Consider the following 19,594-nt stretch of genomic DNA (forward strand, 5'->3'; position numbering starts at 1 on the left):
TCGGGTGCGGCGTCAGTCCCGGCGGGCGCCCTGGGCCGGTGTCACGGTCCGGATGACCGGCGCGGTCAGGGATCTCGCGGCGAAGGCCGCGAGCACCTGGGAGCTCACCCGATCCTTGGCCGAGTGTGGGACCAGCGCGACGACCGAACCGCCGAAACCGCCGCCGGTCATCCGGGCGCCGAGGGCGCCGGCGGTCAGGGCCGCGTCGACCGCGACATCCAGCTCGAGGCAGGACACCTCGAAGTCGTCCCGCAGCGATACGTGGGATGCGGTCAGATCCGGTCCGATGGCGATCGCCCCGGCGTGACGGAGCTGCTCGACGACGCGTTCCACCCGCCGGTTCTCCGTGACGATGTGACGCACGCGCCGCCGCAACAGGGCGTCGTCCAACCGGGCCAGTGCCGCGTCCAGACCGTCGAAGGTGATGTCCCGCAACGACTCGATCCCCAGCGTGGCCGCGGCCTGCTCGCACGAGGCCCGCCGCTTGGCGTACTCCCCGTCGGCCAGGGAGTGGTGCGCCCTGGTGTCGATGACCAGCACCGACAGGCCGTCGGACTCCGGGTCGAACGGGATGTTCTCGCACGTATCCGCGCCGACGTCGAAGAACAGGACGTTGCCCTGCTCACAGGTGGCCGAGGCCATCTGGTCCATCAGTCCACACGGCATCCCGACGTAGTCGTTCTCCGCGCGCTGAGCCAGCCGGGCGATCTGGTCCAGGCTCAGGTCGTGGCCGAACACGGTCGAAACGGCGAGCCCCACCGCACATTCCAGCGCCGCCGAGGATGACAGACCGGCGCCGACGGGAACGGTGGAGCTGATCGCCAGGTCGATCCCGCCCACCTCGCGTCCGGAGTCGGCGAACGCCCAGAGAACGCCGAAAACGTAGGCCGACCAATCACTTCCGGCCGTCTCGGGGTCGATCCGGTCGACCGCGATCGTTCTGATCTCGTCGGGTCGCTGCGCGGAGACCACCCGGACGGTGCGGAGTTCGTTCCGCGCGACCACCACGTGGGTGCGCGCGTCGATGGCGAACGGCAGCACCAGACCGTTGTTGTAGTCGGTGTGCTCGCCGATCAGGTTCACCCGCCCGGGAGCGGAGAACGCCTGAGCACCAATGGCTTCCGGAAATGTGCGGTGGAACAGGTCGATCGCTTCGGTCACCGTGGTTCCTGGGCGGCGACGGAGTTGCTGAATTCCCAGGCGTCGGCCACCATCTGGCGAAGGTCGTGCTGCGGCTCCCAACCGAGGCGTTCCCGCGCCCGGTCGGCCGAGGCGACCAGCCGGGTCGGGTCGCCGGCTCGGCGCGGGCCGGACACCACGGGCATCTCCAGCCCGGTCACCCGTTCCACCTCGGCGATGACCTGCTTGACGCTGAACCCGTTGCCGTTGCCCAGGTTGCAGATCAGGTGCTCTCCCGGGTGGGCTGCGGTCAGGGCCAGGACATGCGCCCGGGCCAGGTCGGCCACGTGTACGTAGTCCCGGATCGGGGTGCCGTCCGGGGTCGGCCAGTCGTCGCCGTAGATGTTGAGCTTGTCGCGCCGTCCGGCCACCGCGTCGAGGGCGATCGGAATCAGGTGGGTCTCGGTGGTGTGCCGTTCGCCGGCACCCCACGCCGCCCCGGCGACGTTGAAGTAGCGCAGCGAGACGGCGGCCAGTTCGGTGGCCGCGCACTCGTTGGTGATCATCATGTCGACGGCGAGCTTGGTCGCCCCATAGGTACTGGTGGGTTTGGTGGGTGAGTCCTCGGTGATCGGGAACGTGTCCGGCTCACCGTAGACGGCAGCGGTGGAGGAGAACACCAAGCGCGGCACGCCGTGTTCGGTGATGGCGTCGAGCAGCGCCCGGGAACCGATCACGTTGGTGTGCCAGTACAGCGACGGGTGAGCAACCGATTCGCCGACCAGGGATTTGGCCGCGAAGTGCAGGACGGCGTCGAAATCGGCCCCGGCCAGCACCTCACCGACGGCCGAGATGTCGGCCTGGACGAACCGGACGCCGGCCGGGATCGAGTCCGCGTGGCCGGTCGAGCAGTTGTCGAGCACGACCACCTCGTGGCCGTCCTGGATCAGCAGGCGGGTGACGACGGATCCGATGTAACCGGCGCCGCCGACGACAAGAGTCTTCATGATGTCAGCATTCCATTTCGTGCGATCGGCGCGGCGCGGTGCGCCGGCGGCAGGTCATGATGCGTCCCGGAGACGCTGGGCGGCGACCTCCGGCGGGATGTCGTTGACGAATGCGCCCATGGCCGACTCGGATCCGGCCAGGTACTTGAGCTTTCCGACCTCGCGGCGGATGGTGAAGATCTGCAGGTGCAACCAGAAGTCCTCCCGCCCCTGCGACACCGGGGCCTGGTGCCACGCCGAGATGGCGGGCAGGGTGTCGGCGAAGACGCCCTCCATCCGGCGGAGGACCTCGAGGTAGATCGGAGCCAGCGCGAGCCGCTGCTGCGTCGACAGGGCGGGGATGTCCGGGACCCGCGTCCGCGGGAAGACCTGTACCTCGACCGGCCAGCGCCCGGCGAACGGGACGAAGGCGACCCAGTGCTCGTTCTGGGCCACGATCCGCGAACCGTCGGCGATCTCGGCGTCGATCAGGTCACCGAACAGGTTGCGGCCGCTCGCCTCTCGATGCTTCTCGACCTGGCGCAGCATGGCCGCGGTGTGCGGCGTGACGTAGGGATAGCCGTAGATCTGCCCGTGGGGGTGGGCCAGCGTGACCCCGATCTCAGCCCCGCGGTTCTCGAAGCAGAAGACCTGTTCGATGCCGGGCTGCCGGGACAATTCCACCGTCCGGTCGGCCCACGCCTCGATCACCGTGCCGACTCGTTCGGGCGTCAGGTGGGAGAAGGTGGCGTTGTGGTCGGACGTGAAACAGACCACCTCGCATCGCCCGTTGCCCGGAGCGACGGTGAACAGTTCCTTGACCTCGGCCGGACTGCCGCTCCCGGACAACGACGGAAAGCGGTTCTCGAAGACGACGACATCGTATTCGGGAGAAGGGATCTCGCTCTGGTTCTCGGCGGTCGACGGGCAGAGCGGACACTGGTTGGCCGGGGGGTGATAGATCCGGGTCTGGCGGTGCCCGGCGATTCCCACCCACTCCCCGGTGAGCTGGTCGTAGCGCACGGTGGACGTCGACTCGACTTTGGGCAGGTCCCGTGGATCCACGAGAATCCTGGTTTCGTCAGGACTCTCGTCGAAGTAGATGATCTCACGGTCATCGGCGAGGCGAGCGGAGAGGCGATGGATCATGTCAGGCGTCCGACTTCCGGTCGTCGTGGTCGCCGGAGGAGAACGATGTCTCGTCCGACGTCGGGATGATGATGACTTCGCCGACCTGGTCGGCCAGCACGGCCGCCGCGTGCGGGTCGAGCCGATCGTCGGTGATCAGCGTGCTGACGGCGCGGAGCGGGGCGATCTGGGCCAGGCCGACCACGCCCCACTTGGTGTGATCGGCGACGACCACCAGGCGCCGGGAGGACTCGACGAGAGCGCGGTTGGTCTCAGCCTCCATCAGGTTCGGCGTTGACAGGCCGGCGTGCTCGTCGATGCCGTGCACCCCCATGATCACCATGTCCACTCGCAGCGAGCGGATCGCCTGCACAGCAATGGGTCCGACCAGCCCGTCGGACGGAGTGCGGAGGCCACCGGTGAGGACCACGGTGAGATCCGGTCGCTGCTGGTGGTTGAGGACCTCGGCCACCTTCAACGAGTTGGTGACGACGGTGAGGTCGGCGACACCGGCCAGATGCCGGGCCAGGGTCCAGGTGGTGGTGCCGGCGGTGATGGCGATGGCCATGCCCGGGCGGACCAGGGTGGCGGCGCGCTCGGCGATCGCCTCCTTCTCCGGGAGCTCGCGGACACTCTTGGCCTCGAAGTCGGGCTCGATCGCACTGGCCGTCTCGACCGCGGTGGCGCCTCCGTGCACCTTGGCCAGCAGGCCCTTGCGATCGAGGATCTCCAGATCACGGCGCACCGTCATGTCCGAGACGCCCAACAACGTGGTGAGATCGGCCACGCGGACGCCGCCGGACCGGCGCACTTCGTCCAGGATCCGGGCTTGGCGGACTGGGGCCAGCAACTCAGTTCCTCCTCGTAACGGTGGTCCGGATGTTCGAAAGCGTGCGGACATGTTGAGTCTTGACTCCAATTCGAACACTGTCAACCATATCCGAGCCGGCTGTGTGCCTTTCTGTGGGATCTGCCGGAGAGGCGTGACCAGCGGAGGTCAGCGCGTCCGGCGTCCGGCGGGCGGTCCGGTCGGCCGTGAGGTCGGGGAGAATGAGTCGGTGTCCGTCTCCCCCCAGATCCACGTTCCGGTGTTCGCCGACGGACTCACCGCCGCCGATGTCGATCAGGCCACGCGCCGAATCGCCGGGGTCGTCGTCCCGACCCCGCTGGAGACGTGCGAGCGGCTGTCGCAGGCGACCGGGCTCAAGGTCTACCTCAAGCGCGAGGACCTGCAGGTGGTCCGCTCGTACAAGCTGCGCGGGGCGTTCAACCTGATGTCCCAATTGACCGCCGACGAACGAGCGGCCGGCGTGGTGTGCGCCAGTGCCGGCAACCACGCGCAGGGTGTGGCCTTCGCCTGCCGGGTACTGGGCATCAGCGGCACCATCTTCCTGCCCCGGACAACGCCGCGGCAGAAGCGAGACCGCATCCGCGTCCACGGCGGCGACCACGTCGATCTGGTGATGGTGGGCGACACCTTCGACGACGCCTCGGAGGCGGCGCGGGTGTTCGCCCGCGACACCGGCGCCGTGATGGTGCCGCCGTTCGACGATCCCCGCACCGTGGCCGGTCAGGGCACCATCGCAGCGGAGATCATCGAGGACCTCGGTCGGGAGCCGGACGTCATCGTGGTCCCGGTCGGTGGCGGCGGCTTGCTCTCCGGACTCACCGTCTACCTGCGGGAGCGGGCGCCGGGAGTCCGGTTGGCCGCGGTCGAGCCGGTCGGGGCCGCGTCGCTGACGGCCGCTCTGGCCGCCGGCGGACCGGTCCGGTTGGAGTCGTTGGATCCCTTCGTCGACGGGGCTGCCGTGCGCCGGATCGGCGACCTCCCGTACCGGGTGCTGGGCGGGGCCGACCTGTCCGTGACGAGCGTCGACCCGGGCGCCATCTGCACCGAGATGCTGGCCCTGTACCAGAACGAGGGCATCATCGCCGAGCCGGCCGGTGCCCTGTCGGTGGCCGCCCTGCCGCAGCTCGACCTGCCCCTCGGGTCGACCGTGGTCTGCCTGATCTCGGGGGGCAACAACGACATCTCCCGATACGGCGAGATCCTGGAACGCTCGCTGGTGCACGCCGGGCTCAAGCACTACTTCCTGGTCGACTTCCCCCAGGAGCCCGGCGCGCTGCGCCGCTTCCTGGACGAGGTCCTCGGCCCGGACGACGACATCACCCTGTTCGAGTACGTCAAGCGCAACAACCGTGAGACCGGGCCGGCCTTGGTCGGTATCGAACTCGGTTCGGCCGACGGGCTGGACGGGCTCATGGCGCGCATGGCAGCCGGTCCCATGGATTACGAGCGAATCGAGCCCGGTTCCGCCGCCTACCGCTTCCTGATGTAGGTCCTGCGGCAGCGGGTCGTTGGCGCGCGGGTGGGGGTGGGCCCTGTCGGCTCGGCGCGCGGGGTGGTGGGCGACTCGTCATACCGGTGGGCTACTCGTCATGCTGCCGGGGACATGACGGGTGCGAGGCAGGTCTTACGAGTCGCCCCGAGCCGCCATAGTCACGTTGCCCCGGCCCGCGTGAGCCGCTCGGCCGCTGCCGCGCCGACGATCCCGGCCCCGACGACCACCACATGCACCATGGGACCGGCCCTCTCACGACCACCCGTCCGCGATTCGATGGACACCGCACCGGGCGGGATCGAGGGGACGCGGCTACCGTCGAAGGACGCCCGGCCGACGCCGAAGGGATGGACATGAGCAGCATCGACCGCATCGTCGAGCGTCAGATCCTGGCCGCCCAGGAAAAGGGGCTCTTCGACGATCTCCCCGGCGCCGGCAAACCGCTGCGCGACCTGGGGGGACCCCGGGACGAGAACTGGTGGCTGCGTCAGTACATGATGCGGGAGGGGATCGACGGCGTCGCCTTCCTGCCGCCGGCGCTGGCCTTGCGCCGGGAAGCCGAGGACCTCCTGTCCCGCATCCCCGCGATGGCGACCGAGACCAGCGTTCGGCAGGCGGTCGCCGAACTCAACGTCCGGATCGGCGATGCGCTGGCCAAGCCGGCCGGCGAGGGACCGTCGATGACGTTGATGCAACTGGACGCCGACCAGATCGTCATCGGCTGGCGGGCCGCCCGCACCCCGCAACGACCCGAGCCGGCCGAGCGGCCGCCGGACCCGCGCCGACGGCGGCGCCTGACGCACCTGACGAGGTGGATCCGCGTCCGGGACCATCGTGCATGATCTCCCCATGAAAGCAGCCGTTCTCCACGCACCGGGCGACATCTCCGCGGACGACGTGCCGGACCCGAGGATCGTCACGCCCAGCGACGCAATCGTCCGAGTCACGGCCGCCTGCATCTGTGGGTCCGACCTGTGGGGGTACCGCGGGGTGGTCGACGGCAGCGAGCGCCGTATCGGGCACGAGTTCGTCGGGGTGGTGGAGGAACTCGGAGCCGACGTCGAGGGTCTGTCGGTCGGCCAGTTGGTCATTGCACCGTTCGTGGTGTCCTGTGGGAAGTGCGTGAACTGCCTCGCCGGCTGGACCACGTCGTGCCTGATCGGCGGCAGCTACGGGGCCCAGGATCGGGACGGTTGGCTCATCGACGGCGGCCAGGGCCAGTACGTCCGGCTGCCGCAGGCGGCCGGCACCCTGGTGCCGGTGCCGTCCGACGAACATGACGAACGAACGGCCGCGTTCCTGTCCCTGTCCGATGTCATGGGGACCGGACATCACGCCGCGCTCTCGGCCGGGGTCGGGCCGGGCAGCACGGTCGCCATCGTGGGCGACGGGGCGGTCGGCCTGTGCACCGTGCTGGCGGCCCGCCGCCTCGGGGCGGAGAAGATCATCATGCTGTCGACCCACGAGGACCGTGCCGCGATGGCCACCGACTTCGGAGCCACGCACATCGTCAACGCCCGCGGCCCGGATGCGATCAGCGGGGTCCACGACCTGACCGACGGTCTCGGCGCGGCCAGCGTGTGCGAGTGCGTCGGCACCACCGACAGCTGGGACACCGCGCTGGGAGCCGCCCGGCCCGGCGGGACCGTCGGATACGTCGGCGTCCCGCACGGGGTCAAGGACGGCCTGCCCCTGCGAAAGATGTTCGGCCGCAACGTCTCGGTACACGGCGGCGTGGCCCCGGTGCGGACGTACCTGCCCGCGCTGCTGGACGACGTACTGGCCGGCACGCTGGATCCCGGACCGGTGTTCACCTCTGAGGTGCCGCTGGCCGATATCGCCGTCGGCTACGCCGACATGGACCAGCGCCGGTCGATCAAGGTGCTGGTCCGGCCTTGAAAGCGCTGTGCTACACCGAGATCGGTGGCGCGCTGGAACTCATGGACGTCCCGGCGCCGGCTTGTCCCGACGACGGCGTCGTGCTCGACGTGGTGGCCACCGGCGTCTGCCGGTCCGACTGGCACGCCTGGAAGGGCCACGATCCGGTTGTCCTGCCGCACATTCCCGGCCACGAGTACTCCGGGGTGATCGCGGCCGTCGGGCCGTCGGTGACCCGCTGGAAGGTGGGCGACCGGGTCACGGCACCGTTCGTGCTGGGCTGCGGGCAATGTGAGTACTGCCGCGCCGGAGACGCCCAGGTGTGCCCGGATCAGGAACAGCCGGGCTTCACCCGGCCCGGGTCGTTCGCCCAGCAACTCGCCCTGCCACGTGCCGACACCAACCTGGTCCACGTCCCCGACGAGGTCGACCTGATCGCGGCCGCATCTCTCGGCTGCCGGTTCGCGACGGCATTCCGGGCTCTGACCGCTCATGGCCGCGTGCACCGCGGGCAGTGGGTGGCCGTCCACGGCTGCGGAGGTGTCGGACTTTCGTTGGTGATGATCGCCGTTGCTCTCGGTGCTCGGGTGATCGCGGTCGACGTGTCGCCGGCGGCCCTGGCGGCCGCGGCCGAACTGGGAGCGGAGGCGGGGGTGAACGCGAGCGAGGTCGCCGACACGGCGGCCGCTGTGTTCGAATTGACCGGGGGCGGCGCGCACGTCTCGGTCGACGCGATCGGTCACCCGGCCACGGTGGCCGCCTCGGTAGCATCGCTCCGACGGCGGGGCCGGCACGTGCAGGTCGGGCTGCTGCTGGCCGAGAAGGCCATGACCGCAGTGCCCTTCGATCTGGTCATCAGCCGCGAGCTGGAGATCTTCGGCTCGCACGGGATGGCCGTCGGGGACTACCCGGAAATGCTGGCTGCCGTTGCCGACGGGCGGTTGCACCCGCGACAACTGGTCGGGGAGGTGGTCGCCTTCGAGCAGGCCACCGGGGTGCTGGCGGCGATGGACCGCCCCGGCGGGGCCGGTATGACCGTCATCCGGATATGAACCCCTCTACCCTGGGCGTGGAGACGGGAGTGTGACGACGATGTCGCTTGATCTACCCCCAGCGGTCGATATCCGTGAAGTGGGTCTGCGTGACGGGCTGCAACTCGAGCGACCGATCGGGCTGGACGCGAAGCTGGCCATCATCGCGGCCCTGGTGGCCACCGGTGTCCGGCGGATCGAGGCCACCGCCTTCGTCTCTCCGCGGGCGGTGCCGGCGATGGCCGATTGCGACCAGGTGGCGGCTCAACTCCACCGGTGGCCGCACGTGCTCTGGTCGGCGCTGGTGGCGAGCCCCAACGGGGCCCGACGTGCTCTGGATGCCGGCTTCACCGAACTGGAGTACGTCGTCTCGGCGGCCGACGGGCACTCGCTGGCCAACGTCGGGCGGACCAGCGACGATGCGCTGGCGCTCACGGCGCCGATCGCGGAGTTGGTCCACCAACGCGGCGGCCACTGCGAGGTGATCGTCGCCGTGGCCTGGGACTGCCCGTTCGACGGGCCCACCCCGCCCGCGCGGACGGTCGAGATCGCCCGGCGAGCAACCGAACTCGGCGCCGACCGGCTGGCCCTGGGGGACACCATCGGCACCACCACCCCGCGCCGGGTGGTGGACCTGGTGCAGGCGGTACGGTCGGCCGCGGGTCTTGACGTCGGCGTGCACTTCCACGACACCCGCGGCACCGGGCAGGCCAATGTGCTGGCCGCGGTGCAGGCCGGAGTGACCCAGATCGATGCATCCGTCGGCGGTCTGGGTGGTTGCCCGTTCGCCCCTGGGGCCAGCGGCAACATCGCCACCGAGGAGCTGGTGTACATGCTCCAGGAGTCGGGGGTGAACACCGGAATCGACCTGGACGCCGTTCTGGTCGCGGCCGGTCTGGTCGAGCAGGCAGTCGGGCACCCGCTGGCCAGTTCCCTTCACCGCGCCGGCGGACGCCCGAAGCCTCTTGGCCGCGTGGGCCTTCACCTGCCCTAGAACCGGGTCGCCGACCCTGGAACCTGATCGCCCGGCCGGGCCGGATCAGCTGGCCTTGGCCCCCGAGGCGGCACCGGACTTCTCGGTGGTATCGCCGGTGGTGGCCAGCGTGCCGGAAGCGTTCTCCAGGTGTGCGCGGATGAACCAGTGGAAGAGTTCCAGCTGGTGCAGATGCCCGATCAGCATGTCATTGGTCACCGGGTCGGTTTCCTCGGTGTCCTCGGCCGCTTTGCGGTGATCGGCGATGACGCCCTGGTACACGACGTCGAGCGCGCCGAGGTGGGCGATCGTGTCGGCTCGGCCGATCGAATAGTCGTCCCATGTCCGTTCGGCGACCAGGGCACCCGGAGTCCCCTTGACCGAACTGCCGAGGGTGGCGATCCGCTCCGCCGTCTCGTCCACGTACGCGCGGACGACCTCCACCTGCGGGTCGATCATTTCGTGGACGCCGATGAAATGGGGGCCGACCACGTTCCAGTGGACGTGTTTGAGGGTCAGGGCCAGGTCGTTGAGCGCATGCAACCGCTGTTGCAGAATGGCGGCCACCTCGGCTCCCTGCTTCGGATCCAGGCTGGGCACGGTGAAACGCGGAACGGAGGTCTTGCGGGCCATCACTATCTCCTTCGCGGCCACGAGTTGCATGGCGCTGGTGTCGATTCGGTGTCTCGGCGGCAGTACCCGGTTCACCCACACCGAAACGTCTTTCGATCGCCGCCGATTTTTCCCATTCGCCGTGCAAGGTCGCCCGGCCGCGATTATCGTCCGAGCATGACCACTCCTTCATACCCTGCCTCAGCTGCCAATACGTCCTACGGACCGGGCCCCCGGCCGGCACCGCCGGGAACCGTCACCGGCGCATTCGCCATTTACCTTCTCGTTGCTCTTCTGGCTGCGGTCGGGATCGTCCTGGGGTTGACCAGCAACGTCTGGGACGAGGCGGTCGCCGCAAACGCGGGCAATTCCGGGGTCGACGCGCAAGCGCTGGTGAACACGGCCAAGACGATCACCGTGGTGGTCGGGGCCGCTCTCCTGGCGCTGTACCTGCTGTTCGCCTTCAAGATGAGGGCCGGGCGCAACTGGGCCCGGATCGTGCTCACCGTGCTGTCGGCGCTATCGATCCTCAGCGCCTTCTCGGCCTCGGCTTCGGTGACGGTGAACGGGCATGTCTACCGGTCCTCGAGCACGCAGATCTCGGGCTGGATCGGGGTGGCGCTGGCCGTGGTGGCCATCGTTCTCATGTACATGAGTGCGTCGAACGCCTACTTCACCGCCAGCCGGGCCTCCCGCGGTCGGTGATCGCGGTCATCGAGCGGGGGCGACGGGGCGGAACCCGGGCACTGTGCGGCCCAGCCACTGCAGCGTCTGCGGGACCAGGCCCACCCAGACGGAGAATCGGTGGCCGGCATTGGGGATGACGTCTGCGGTCACCGACAGCGGGGCCCGGGCGGTCTTGAGCAGTTCGCTGGTCGTGCCCCAGGAGAAGACGTCGGCCGGCGAGGTCTGCACCCACAGCGCGACCTTCGGCGGGTCGTCGTGGGCCGTGGCGAGCAGGTCGTAGTGCCGGGCCTGTTGGCTGTTCGGTGCGAACGGGACGTAACCGGCCTCGAAGCCGGGCTGCCAGTAGCCCCCGAGGCTGATGGCCGCCGAGTAGAGGGTCGGATGCAGCATGGTCAGCATCGACGCGCACCAGGCGCCGGCGCTCAGGCCGATGGTGGCCCACGAGCTCCGGTCCTCGTAGACCCGCAGGTGGTGCTCCACCCATGTGGTCACGTCCTTCGTCAGGAACGTTTCCATCTGGATGAAGCCCTTGCCCCCGTCGAGGCACTCGGTGTCGACATTCTTGGGGGACCAGTAGGGCATCACGACAACCGAGTCGGCGATCGTGCCGGCCGAGACCGCCGTCGCCACCTGATCGCCCAGATGCATGTTGAACCAGATCTGCCGCGGCGCACCAGGGACCCCGTGGAAGGCTTCGATCACTGGGTAGCGATGGCCGGCCATGGCCGGCTCGGTGTACGACGCGGGGAACCAGACGGCCACCGAGCCTCGGTATCCGCTCGCCTTTCCGTCGATCTCGTACGAGCGGATCTGGCCGTTGGCCGGCCCGCGTCCGGTGGCGAGGTCGATCTTCGCCAGGCTCGGCAGATCGGCCAGCGGAACGGCAGTGTGGTGGACGCTCGTCCGCGAGTCGACCGCGATCGGCCCCGCCGCCGCGGTCGCTGCCGCGCCGGCCGCCACCTCGTGTCCGGGCGCGGCCGTGGCGCCGAAGATCGTGCCGAGGTCCCCCCAATTGGCGTACCAGCCGTACTGGTCGTTCAGGGCGGTACCGACGGCCAGCAGCAGCAGGATGACGACCGCGAGTTGGTATCCGACCCGGCGCAGGACCGACAGCCAACCGGGGCGCGCGGACCGGGGCCAATCGATGATGACCCAGACGAACAGGCCGATGGCCGCCACCCAGACGATCCAGGCGAACAGCGAGCCGGTCAACTCCACGTGCGCACTTCCCCAACTTCCGACGACGGAGGGTCATTCGGGTGGCGTCGGTGGCTCACCTGTGACCCGCCCCTGAATCAGCGACCACGTTGCCCACATCCGTCCTCCGGTAGTAGACAAGGTTAGTGACATCAATGTTCAGCCCGCGTTCGTTGGCGCCGCGACGCCGACGGAGTGTGCTTGGCCTGCTCGGATCACTGATCCTGATGTCCGGGATGTCGGTCGTTTCGGCGACCGCCGCGGCGGGCGCCACGGCCTCCACGGTGGCTCCCGTACCGAGCGTCGGGGCGATCTTCGCCGATGGCGCCACTCCGCAGCACACCTGTACCGGGAGTCTGCTGGCCGCGGGATCGGGACTGGTCCTGACGGCGGCGCACTGCGTGCACGGCACCGGCGCCGGCATGACCTTCGTCCCCGGCTACGACGGGACGAAGAAGCCGGTCGAGCCGTACGGGGCGTGGACCGTGGTCCGGGCGTGGATGCCGCGACTCTGGGTCAGCGCCCAGGACCCGAGCTACGACTACGCGATCCTGCAGGTCGACGACCGGGTCATCAAGGGCCGGATCATGGGGCTGAGCGAACTCGTCAAGGGCAACGCCGCCGGTGTCGCGGCCGCTCTGCCCGACTGGGTGTCCGTGACCGGCTACGTCGCCGGATCCGGGGATGCGCCCATCAGCTGCAAGGTCGCGCCGCGGGTCGAGCAGGGGTACCCGAGTTTCCGGTGCGGGGGATACCTGGCCGGTTCCAGTGGCAGCCCGTGGATCGACTCGACCAGCGTCAAGGGCACGTCGACGGTCGATGCCGTGATCGGCGGTCTGCACCAGGGCGGGTGCACCGATTCCACCTCGTACTCCTCCGCGTTCGACACGCAGATCTACGTACTGGAGGTCAGGGCGATCCTCGGCCTACCGGCCGACAGTGCACCCTCGACCGGGGACGACGGCTGCTGAGTTCATCGTCCGACCGCCCGCAGCACGACGTAACGCCCTGGGCGGGCGACCTCGGCGAACCGGCCGCCGGCCAGCAATGACGCGAGCAGGGTGCGGCTCCATCCAGGGGTGAACGAGGTGCTGTCCAGGTCGAGGATGACCCAGTCGGCCCGCAGTGGCAGGCCGGTGGAGTCGACGAAGCCCGGCACGGCCTGCATCACCTGCGCCCGGTCCACCAGGTGTGGCAGCAGGAACACATCCGCCGCCACTCTGGCTCCGTCCGGGATCACTGACACTGCGGCCTGCGCCTGGTCGCAGCGCGGGCAGGCGGCGACCACGGGGGCGATGCTCGGAATGGTCGGCGCCCGGGCCACGCTGACCGCGACCACCCCGGCCAGCAGCACGGTCTGCCAACGCAGGACCTGCGTGGCACGGCCTCCCCCGCCACGCTGTCGGACGATCCCGTCGATCAGGGCGAAGAAGCAGATGACCATCAGGGTGGCGTTGTAGTGGAAGAGGAATCCGGTGTAGGCGTAGTTGCTCGAGACGATCCGGGCGCCCAGGGTGGGCAGCAGGGCGAGGATCAGGGGCGAACGCAGACCCAATCCGGCGGTCAGCGCGAGGGCACCGAGAAAGATCAGGCCACGCAGCGAGAACACGGTGTGCCACGCCGTACCGATCAGGCCGCCCACACCGTGCGAACCACCGCCGGCGTAGGCGAAGTACGTGTAGGTGTGCGAGTAACTGAAGTGCGGGATGACGACCGTGATCAACAGGATGAACGCACCGATCCCGAAGACCCCGAGGATCGCCGCCCAGCGGAAGCGGCGCTGCACCAACAGCACCAGGGCGATCCCGATGATCAGCAGCGGCGAATCCTCCTTGACCAGCACGAGGGACCCGGCGAGCAGGGCCATCCGGAGCATCCGACCGTCCAGCACGGCGTCCAGGGCCAGTACCAGCAGGGGCACCGCGAAGGCGATCTCGTGGAAGTCGAAATCGACCGCCTGCAGCACCCCCCAGCTCAGGGCGAATGCGGCCCCGAGGAAATAGCCCAGGCGGCCCAGACGCCGCACCGCCACCCGCGACAGCAGATGCACGGACACCGCGAACAGCACGGCCTGAGCCACCAGCAGCATCCGGGCGTCGGGCCACAACCGGTAGAGCGGAGCCAGCAGCATCAGGATCGGGTGGAAGTGATCGCCCAGGAGGTTGAACGGTTGCTGCGACTTGATCAGCACATCCGGGGCGCGGAAGTGTGCGTAGTCGTCGACCCCCTGGTCGAAGATCGTCAGGTCGTAGCCGGAGAGGAAGCGGGCGTTCCGGATCAGGGAGTCGAGCAGGTACAGCACCAAGGCGCCGCCGCTGATGAACGCGACGCGCCGATGGGGGGCGGCTTCGCCGGCGACGACGGCGTCGGACCGGCCGCCGGCCATGGTTGTACCCCTGCTTCTCGCGGCTGGAACGTCGACGCGGTCGAGCCGACGCGGCGAGCCTACCGGGACCCCGCGAGCGGACGGGGCCTCTCGGATGACATGTCCGTGCGGATGGGCAACAACACCAGCGCGGCCAGCATCCAGATCGTCTGGATGCTGCCGGCCAGGGCCGCTCCGATCGACCGGCCGGCGTAGTGCACGTCGGGCAGGCCGAACAGGTTGCGCGTGTTCACGATGAACACGAACAGGCCGGTCGCCAGCAGGCCGGCGCCGGCGATCCACCGGCGCATGGCGGTGCGGTCGGCCGGGTCGAGGCGGGTGTTGCCGGCCGCCGGCCGGAACCGGTGACGGGGCACCGTGCGAACCAGCTGGGCGACGGCCACGACCACGGCCGGCACGATCCAGACCGCGTGGTGGATCCAGCTGACCGGGCTGATGAGTACCCCCATCAGACCGGTGACGGTGACCGCCAGCAGCGTGTCGCCGGCACCGACCGCTCGATGTATCCGTACCGATCCCACGGCGAGCACGATGAGCACACCGACGGCCCAGACCACCTTGTCGGGAGCGAGCGAGCCGGTGATCCGGGCCAGGGTTCCGTTGAGCGACTGGTTGGCGGTGTTGTCGACGACGCCCACCCGGCCGGCGTCCCAGAGCAGGGAGGTGAAGTACTGCCAGGAGTCGGCCGGGACGACCAGAGCCGCGGCCAGCGTGGCCGCGGCGGCGGTGGCCACGGCGACTCTCAGCATTCGCCAGCGACGCCCGATCACCAGGTAGACCAGGAAGATGGCCGGCGTCAGTTTGATCGCCATGGCCAGACCGATCCCGACGCCGGCGAAGCGGCTGCCGCGGCGGCCAAGGACGAACACGTCGACCATCACCAGCACAGCCAGCGCGGTGTTCACCTGCCCGTAGGCCAACGTCTGCGAGACCGGCTGCAGGCAGAAGGCGGCGGCCGTGGCCAGACCGGTGGCCAGCAGGAACTGCGGCCGACGCAGGTACATCCGTTCGCGGAGGGACAGCATCACCAGGACGACGGTGGTGGCCACGATCCCGAGCCCGGCGATCGCGATGATCCATCGGATCGACAGCATCGGCAGGGGAGACATGATCAGGGCGGCGAACGGCGGGTAGGTGAACCCGAGCAGGCCGTTGACCTTGTCCGGGTAGGCGTAGCTGTACAGATCGTTGCCGCCGTGCCACGACGCCATCGCGTTGTAGTAGATACGCAGATCGAGTTCGTTGCGCGGGGCGCCGAATCGGCGGTAGATCTCGAATGAAATTGCGAATGCGGCGAGCAGTCCCAGGACTGCGACACCGATCACAATTGTCCGGGTGCGACGCGGTAATTCGCGAACATCGACGGCGGCCCAGGTCGGCAAAGACCGGGTCGATCGGAGGATGTCCACGGTCCGCATTGTGCCACCTGCGGTGGGGTCTGGGCGGTGATCCGCCCATTCGAATGGGCGGCGGTGGTCGGATCATTAACCCTGTGCTATCGGCGGCCGCAGGGACGTCACATCGTCACCGACCGAGATGTCCGGTTTCCCTGCGAAAGATCTTGCCGGCAAGGATGTTCTGTGCCGTCCGCCGGCCCGCAGAATCCGGGACGACAGCCCTGCCGGCGAAGCGCGCCGCCGCCGGAACCGCCGTTCGCGTGACCAGGTTCACTGGTCTGCTCCTACGTTTGAGTTTCCTTTGTGTGGGTAAAGCACGCCTGATCGGGTGGTGTCCGGCCCGGCCTCACTCCTCGGACAGGCCGACCTTTGCGTGCAGTTTCCGCAGCGGGCCCGGCGACCAGAAGTTGGCCGGCCCGAGCAGGCGCATCACCGCCGGTACCAGGACGCCCCGAATGAGGGTGGCGTCGATCAACACCGCCAGGCCGGCCCCGAATCCGAACAGTTGGAGCATCGACACCGATGAGGTCGTGAAGGCGAAGAAGCTCACCGCCAGCAGCAGCGCCGCGCTGCTCACGAGACGTCCGGTACGGGCGAGTCCGTGGGTCACGGCGTCCTGCAGGCCCGAACCGGCGAAGTGCAGTTCGGTGATCCGGCTGGCCAGGAACACTTCGTAGTCCATGGACAGGCCGAAGGTGATGGACAGCAGCAGCACCGTCATGGACGCGTCCATCGGGCGTGCGGTGGCACCCAGGAGCCCGATCAGGTGTCCGTCCTGGAAGATCCAGGTCACGACGCCGATCGACGCCGACAGCGACAGGCCGTTGACCACCAGGGCGCGGAGCGGCTGCAGGACGCTTCCGGTGAACAGGAAGAGCAGGATGAAGGTCGTCACCACGATGATCAACAGCACCCACGGCAGCTGGTGCCCGATGCCGGACAGTGTATCGGTGAGCGAGGCATCGGAACCGCCGACCAGGAAGACCGCCGCCGCGGTCCCGGGCGCGGCCGCTCGGATCGCCTTCACCAGTGACTTCGCCGCCTCGGAGGCCTTCGGAGCGTCGGTCGAGACCTTCAGCTGCCGGTAGGACAGGGTGTCCGGCGTGGCGGTGCCGAATTCGACGCCGGTGACGCCCGGGACCTTGCTGACGATCGCGCCCGCGGCCGTGGCCGTGGCCGAGTCGGTCGGTGTCGCCGAGACCAGCGTGATGACGGCGGTGGATTGCGACGGGTACTGCTGGGCCAGGATGGTGGCCACTTGGCGGCTGGCCGCGTCGGTCGGCAGCACCGAGGCGTCGGGCAGAGCGAATTTGATGCCCATCAGCGGTACGGCGGCCAGCAACAACACGACCAACACAGGGCCGCCCGTCCGCACCGGGTGCCGGAACACGGCGGTGGCGAACCGCAACCAGAACCGCGATTCGGCGTTGCGGGCCGTGCCGGTGAAGGGGAGGCGGCCGGCGTCGACGCGGCGGCCGAGCAGGGCCAGAGCGGCCGGGATCAGCACCAGTGCGCCGAGCGCGGCGATCAGCACCACACCGATCCCGGCGTAACCGAACGAGGAGAGGAAGTAGAGCGGGAACAGGATGAGGGTGGCCAGGGCGGCGACCACGGCCGCGGCCGAGAACAGGATCGTCCGGCCCGCGGTGGCGACGGTCCGGGCCACCGCGACATCGACCACCTCGCCGGCGGCCAGTTGTTCACGGAACCTCGCGACCAGCAGGAGTCCGTAGTCGATGCCGAGACCGAGACCCAGGGCCGTGGTCAGGTTGATGGCGAACACCGAGACGTCGGTGATCGAGCCCAGCACCGACAGCTCGAAGAACGTCCCGGCGATGGCGAAGGCCCCGATCAGCAGGGGCAGCAGCGCCGCCACGACTGACCCGAACACCACGAGCAGCAGGATCAGGGTCAACGGCAGGGCGATGGCTTCGGCCAGGACCAGCGAACTCGAGACGTGGCGGTTGATGTCGCCCAGGACCGCCGCCTGCCCGCCGACCTTGACCGTCACGCCGCCGCGTTCGCCGCTGAACTCGGCGGACAGATCGGCCGCGCGGGAGACCGAATGATCGCCCGAGATGACCACCGTGATCAGGCCGGAGCTGCGGTCGGTGGCGGCCAGGCCGGCCGCGGGGGTGGTCCAGTACGAGCCGGTTACCGTCACGTCCGGCTTCGAGGCGATGGCCGTGGTCAGGGCCGATCCGGCCGCTTTGCTGGGCGCGGAGTCGAGCCGTCCGTCGTCCGGGGTGACCACCAGCAACAGGTTGGGGTCGGCGGCAAAGTGGGCGTTGGTGATCGCGGCGGCGCGAGAGGAATCACTGCCCAGATCTTCGAAACCGCCGGCCTTGAGTTTCCCGAAGGCGCCGACCCCGATGACGCCGAAGACCACCAGGGCGATTCCGCCCAGGATCAACACCGCCTTGGCGTGCCGTCCGAGCCAGAGACCGAAACGGTAGAGAAGGCCGTCGCGGCGAACGGTCGGAGCGGTGGCGGTCTTGGTCATCTGGTCCCCACATCGGCTCACCCGCTATGTTTACGGCGTAAACATAGGCGGGCCGTATTGGCGTCGTCAACCGTCGGGCCCGAACGGGGGACAATGCGTGACATGAGCGCGGAAACAGGCGAAACCGAAACGACGGTGATCAGCCGGACGCGCGGATATCACCACGGCCATTTGGCCGAGGCGTTGTTGGACGCCGGGGTCGAGCTGGCGCGGATCGGCGGCCCGGACGCGGTTGTGCTTCGGGGTGCGGCGCGTCGGGTCGGAGTGTCGGCCACCGCGGCGTATCGGCATTTCGACGGCCAGACGGCTCTGGTCACAGCAGTCAAACTGCGCGCCCTCGAGGAGTTGGCGACACAGATGCAGGCGGCCGGCCGGAAGGTCCCGGCATCGGATCCGGTCGCGCGCCTGGAAGCGATCGGACGGGCCTACCTGAATTTCGCGCTCACCGAGTCGGGCCTGTTCCGAACGTTCTGTATCGGGTTGCCGATGATGGAGGACATCGAGCTCACCACCGACGTCCGCGCCTTCGGGCTGCTCACCGAGATCCTCCAGGAGATGGAGTCGGCGGGCCTGCTCGATCCGACGATGGCGGCCGGTGCGCCGGTCTCGGCCTGGGCGGCGGTGCACGGACTGGCCATCCTCTGTCTGGACGGTCCGTTGTCCCACCTGCCGGAGCCGGAGCTGGAGCTGATCTTCCAGACCACCCTGAGGATGGTGCTCGGTGGGTTGTCGGGACGCCGTTGACCCCCCGGTCGGTCAGGTCCGGGCGGTCAGCCGGGTGGACGGGTCGAGGCACCAGGCCAGCACCGACGGCCATCGACCGTATCCGGCGGTCAGATCCAGGTGACCGGCCCCGGGTATGACATCGGTGTCGATGGCCAATGGCGTCCCGTAGGTCGCGGCCGCGCCGTCGGGGTGGTACGGGTCGTCGTCCGAGGCGACCAGACGCACCGGTCCGGACGAACTGGCGGCCAGCTGTGCGGCCGTCACCGTCGGCTCCGCGAAGGCGGCAACCTCGGGGATCCCGGCCAGGACGGCGGGGGACGGCGGGGCCACCAACAGGACCCGGTCCGCCGAGACGGTCCCGAGGGCGGCGGCGTGCAGCCAGGCGACGGCGGCCAGGCTGTGGGTTACCACCACCCGGTGTCCGGTCGGCATGGCCGCGACCAGTGCGGACATCTTGCCCAGCCATGCCGCCCGGTCGGGGTGGTCCGGGTCGGGCAGCGGCGGGTAGGAGACCGGGTGTCCGGCCGCCCGGAGATCGTCGGTCAGCAGGTGCTGCCAGTGCCCGGCCGGTCGGTGGTTCTGGAAGCCGTGCAGGACAAGGAAACTGGGGCGCGTCTCGGGCAACGGGG

Annotated in this window: 18 protein-coding genes; 8 read left to right on the forward strand and 10 right to left on the reverse strand. The window is 69.2% G+C overall.

From position 1 onward, the window contains the following. Positions 1 to 12: 12 nt before the first annotated feature. From galK to BLS97_RS09575, 4 genes are read right to left on the reverse strand one after another with little or no spacing between them, the layout of a single operon-like run. A complete protein-coding gene (gene galK / locus BLS97_RS09560) occupies positions 13 to 1,161 on the reverse strand; it encodes a galactokinase (protein ID WP_090475774.1) in 1,149 nt (382 codons plus the stop codon). Continuing rightward, positions 1,158 to 2,126, reverse strand: coding sequence for a UDP-glucose 4-epimerase GalE (galE, locus tag BLS97_RS09565; protein WP_090475775.1), 969 nt, complete (start codon positions 2,124 to 2,126; stop codon positions 1,158 to 1,160). Before galE ends, galK begins: the two co-directional genes overlap by 4 nt. 54 nt (positions 2,127 to 2,180) lie before the next feature. After that, positions 2,181 to 3,251 (reverse strand): galactose-1-phosphate uridylyltransferase, encoded by a 1,071-nt coding sequence (gene galT / locus BLS97_RS09570; RefSeq protein ID WP_407938050.1) that lies wholly within the window; start codon positions 3,249 to 3,251, stop codon positions 2,181 to 2,183. A 4-nt stretch (positions 3,252 to 3,255) separates the two neighbouring features. Beyond that, a complete protein-coding gene (locus BLS97_RS09575; RefSeq protein ID WP_231988451.1) occupies positions 3,256 to 4,083 on the reverse strand; it encodes a DeoR/GlpR family DNA-binding transcription regulator in 828 nt (275 codons plus the stop codon). Between the two features lie 208 nt (positions 4,084 to 4,291). Between BLS97_RS09575 and ilvA the strand changes: the two genes are divergently transcribed. From ilvA to BLS97_RS09600, 5 genes are all read left to right on the forward strand, one after another. Continuing rightward, positions 4,292 to 5,572 carry a threonine ammonia-lyase IlvA gene (ilvA, locus tag BLS97_RS09580; protein WP_231988453.1) on the forward strand — a complete coding sequence of 427 codons (1,281 nt, stop codon included), beginning with the start codon at positions 4,292 to 4,294 and terminating at the stop codon, positions 5,570 to 5,572. A gap of 356 nt (positions 5,573 to 5,928) precedes the next feature. Next, on the forward strand, positions 5,929 to 6,417 hold the full coding sequence (locus tag BLS97_RS09585) for a DnaJ family domain-containing protein (protein WP_090481801.1): 489 nt from the start codon (positions 5,929 to 5,931) through the stop codon (positions 6,415 to 6,417). 7 nt (positions 6,418 to 6,424) lie between these two features. Beyond that, positions 6,425 to 7,474 carry a zinc-binding dehydrogenase gene (locus BLS97_RS09590; protein WP_090475779.1) on the forward strand — a complete coding sequence of 350 codons (1,050 nt, stop codon included), beginning with the start codon at positions 6,425 to 6,427 and terminating at the stop codon, positions 7,472 to 7,474. Next, positions 7,471 to 8,505: a zinc-dependent alcohol dehydrogenase family protein gene (locus BLS97_RS09595; protein ID WP_090475780.1), complete on the forward strand. Its 1,035-nt coding sequence runs from the start codon at positions 7,471 to 7,473 to the stop codon at positions 8,503 to 8,505. The genes BLS97_RS09590 and BLS97_RS09595 overlap by 4 nt, the downstream gene beginning before the upstream one ends. A 40-nt stretch (positions 8,506 to 8,545) precedes the next feature. Further along, positions 8,546 to 9,478, forward strand: a complete 933-nt coding sequence (locus BLS97_RS09600; protein ID WP_090475781.1) for a hydroxymethylglutaryl-CoA lyase — start codon at positions 8,546 to 8,548, stop codon at positions 9,476 to 9,478. A gap of 45 nt (positions 9,479 to 9,523) precedes the next feature. On the opposite strand, the gene BLS97_RS09605 is transcribed toward BLS97_RS09600, so the two are convergent. Then, positions 9,524 to 10,090, reverse strand: coding sequence for a Dps family protein (locus BLS97_RS09605; protein ID WP_090481804.1), 567 nt, complete (start codon positions 10,088 to 10,090; stop codon positions 9,524 to 9,526). 156 nt (positions 10,091 to 10,246) lie between these two features. Here BLS97_RS09605 and BLS97_RS09610 point away from each other — a divergent pair, with 156 nt between their 5' ends. After that, positions 10,247 to 10,774, forward strand: coding sequence for a hypothetical protein (locus tag BLS97_RS09610; RefSeq protein WP_157695329.1), 528 nt, complete (start codon positions 10,247 to 10,249; stop codon positions 10,772 to 10,774). A gap of 6 nt (positions 10,775 to 10,780) precedes the next feature. On the opposite strand, the gene BLS97_RS09615 is transcribed toward BLS97_RS09610, so the two are convergent. Next, entirely contained in the window at positions 10,781 to 11,974 is a 1,194-nt protein-coding gene (locus BLS97_RS09615) for an alpha/beta hydrolase (RefSeq protein ID WP_090475783.1), read from the reverse strand. A gap of 134 nt (positions 11,975 to 12,108) precedes the next feature. Between BLS97_RS09615 and BLS97_RS09620 the strand changes: the two genes are divergently transcribed. Beyond that, positions 12,109 to 12,924 (forward strand): trypsin-like serine peptidase, encoded by an 816-nt coding sequence (locus BLS97_RS09620; RefSeq protein WP_090475784.1) that lies wholly within the window; start codon positions 12,109 to 12,111, stop codon positions 12,922 to 12,924. Positions 12,925 to 12,926: 2 nt separating this feature from the next. Here BLS97_RS09620 and BLS97_RS09625 read toward each other — a convergent pair whose 3' ends face one another. The 3 genes from BLS97_RS09625 to BLS97_RS09635 all read right to left on the reverse strand — a co-directional run bounded on the left by BLS97_RS09625 (position 12,927) and on the right by BLS97_RS09635 (position 18,239). Then, positions 12,927 to 14,339 carry a DUF2079 domain-containing protein gene (locus tag BLS97_RS09625; protein WP_090475785.1) on the reverse strand — a complete coding sequence of 471 codons (1,413 nt, stop codon included), beginning with the start codon at positions 14,337 to 14,339 and terminating at the stop codon, positions 12,927 to 12,929. Between the two features lie 59 nt (positions 14,340 to 14,398). After that, the gene (locus BLS97_RS09630; RefSeq protein WP_157695330.1) at positions 14,399 to 15,748 is read right to left on the reverse strand and encodes a glycosyltransferase 87 family protein; all 1,350 of its coding nucleotides are present in this window, start codon (positions 15,746 to 15,748) and stop codon (positions 14,399 to 14,401) included. Between the two features lie 334 nt (positions 15,749 to 16,082). Then, positions 16,083 to 18,239 (reverse strand): MMPL family transporter, encoded by a 2,157-nt coding sequence (locus BLS97_RS09635; RefSeq protein ID WP_090475787.1) that lies wholly within the window; start codon positions 18,237 to 18,239, stop codon positions 16,083 to 16,085. A gap of 102 nt (positions 18,240 to 18,341) precedes the next feature. Here BLS97_RS09635 and BLS97_RS09640 point away from each other — a divergent pair, with 102 nt between their 5' ends. Beyond that, positions 18,342 to 18,983 (forward strand): TetR/AcrR family transcriptional regulator, encoded by a 642-nt coding sequence (locus tag BLS97_RS09640; RefSeq protein ID WP_090475788.1) that lies wholly within the window; start codon positions 18,342 to 18,344, stop codon positions 18,981 to 18,983. A gap of 12 nt (positions 18,984 to 18,995) precedes the next feature. Here BLS97_RS09640 and BLS97_RS09645 read toward each other — a convergent pair whose 3' ends face one another. Next, a complete protein-coding gene (locus tag BLS97_RS09645) occupies positions 18,996 to 19,589 on the reverse strand; it encodes an alpha/beta hydrolase (protein WP_090475789.1) in 594 nt (197 codons plus the stop codon). Positions 19,590 to 19,594 lie beyond the last annotated feature (5 nt).

The sequence above is a fragment of the Nakamurella panacisegetis genome (genome assembly GCF_900104535.1).
Classification (GTDB): domain Bacteria; phylum Actinomycetota; class Actinomycetes; order Mycobacteriales; family Nakamurellaceae; genus Nakamurella; species Nakamurella panacisegetis.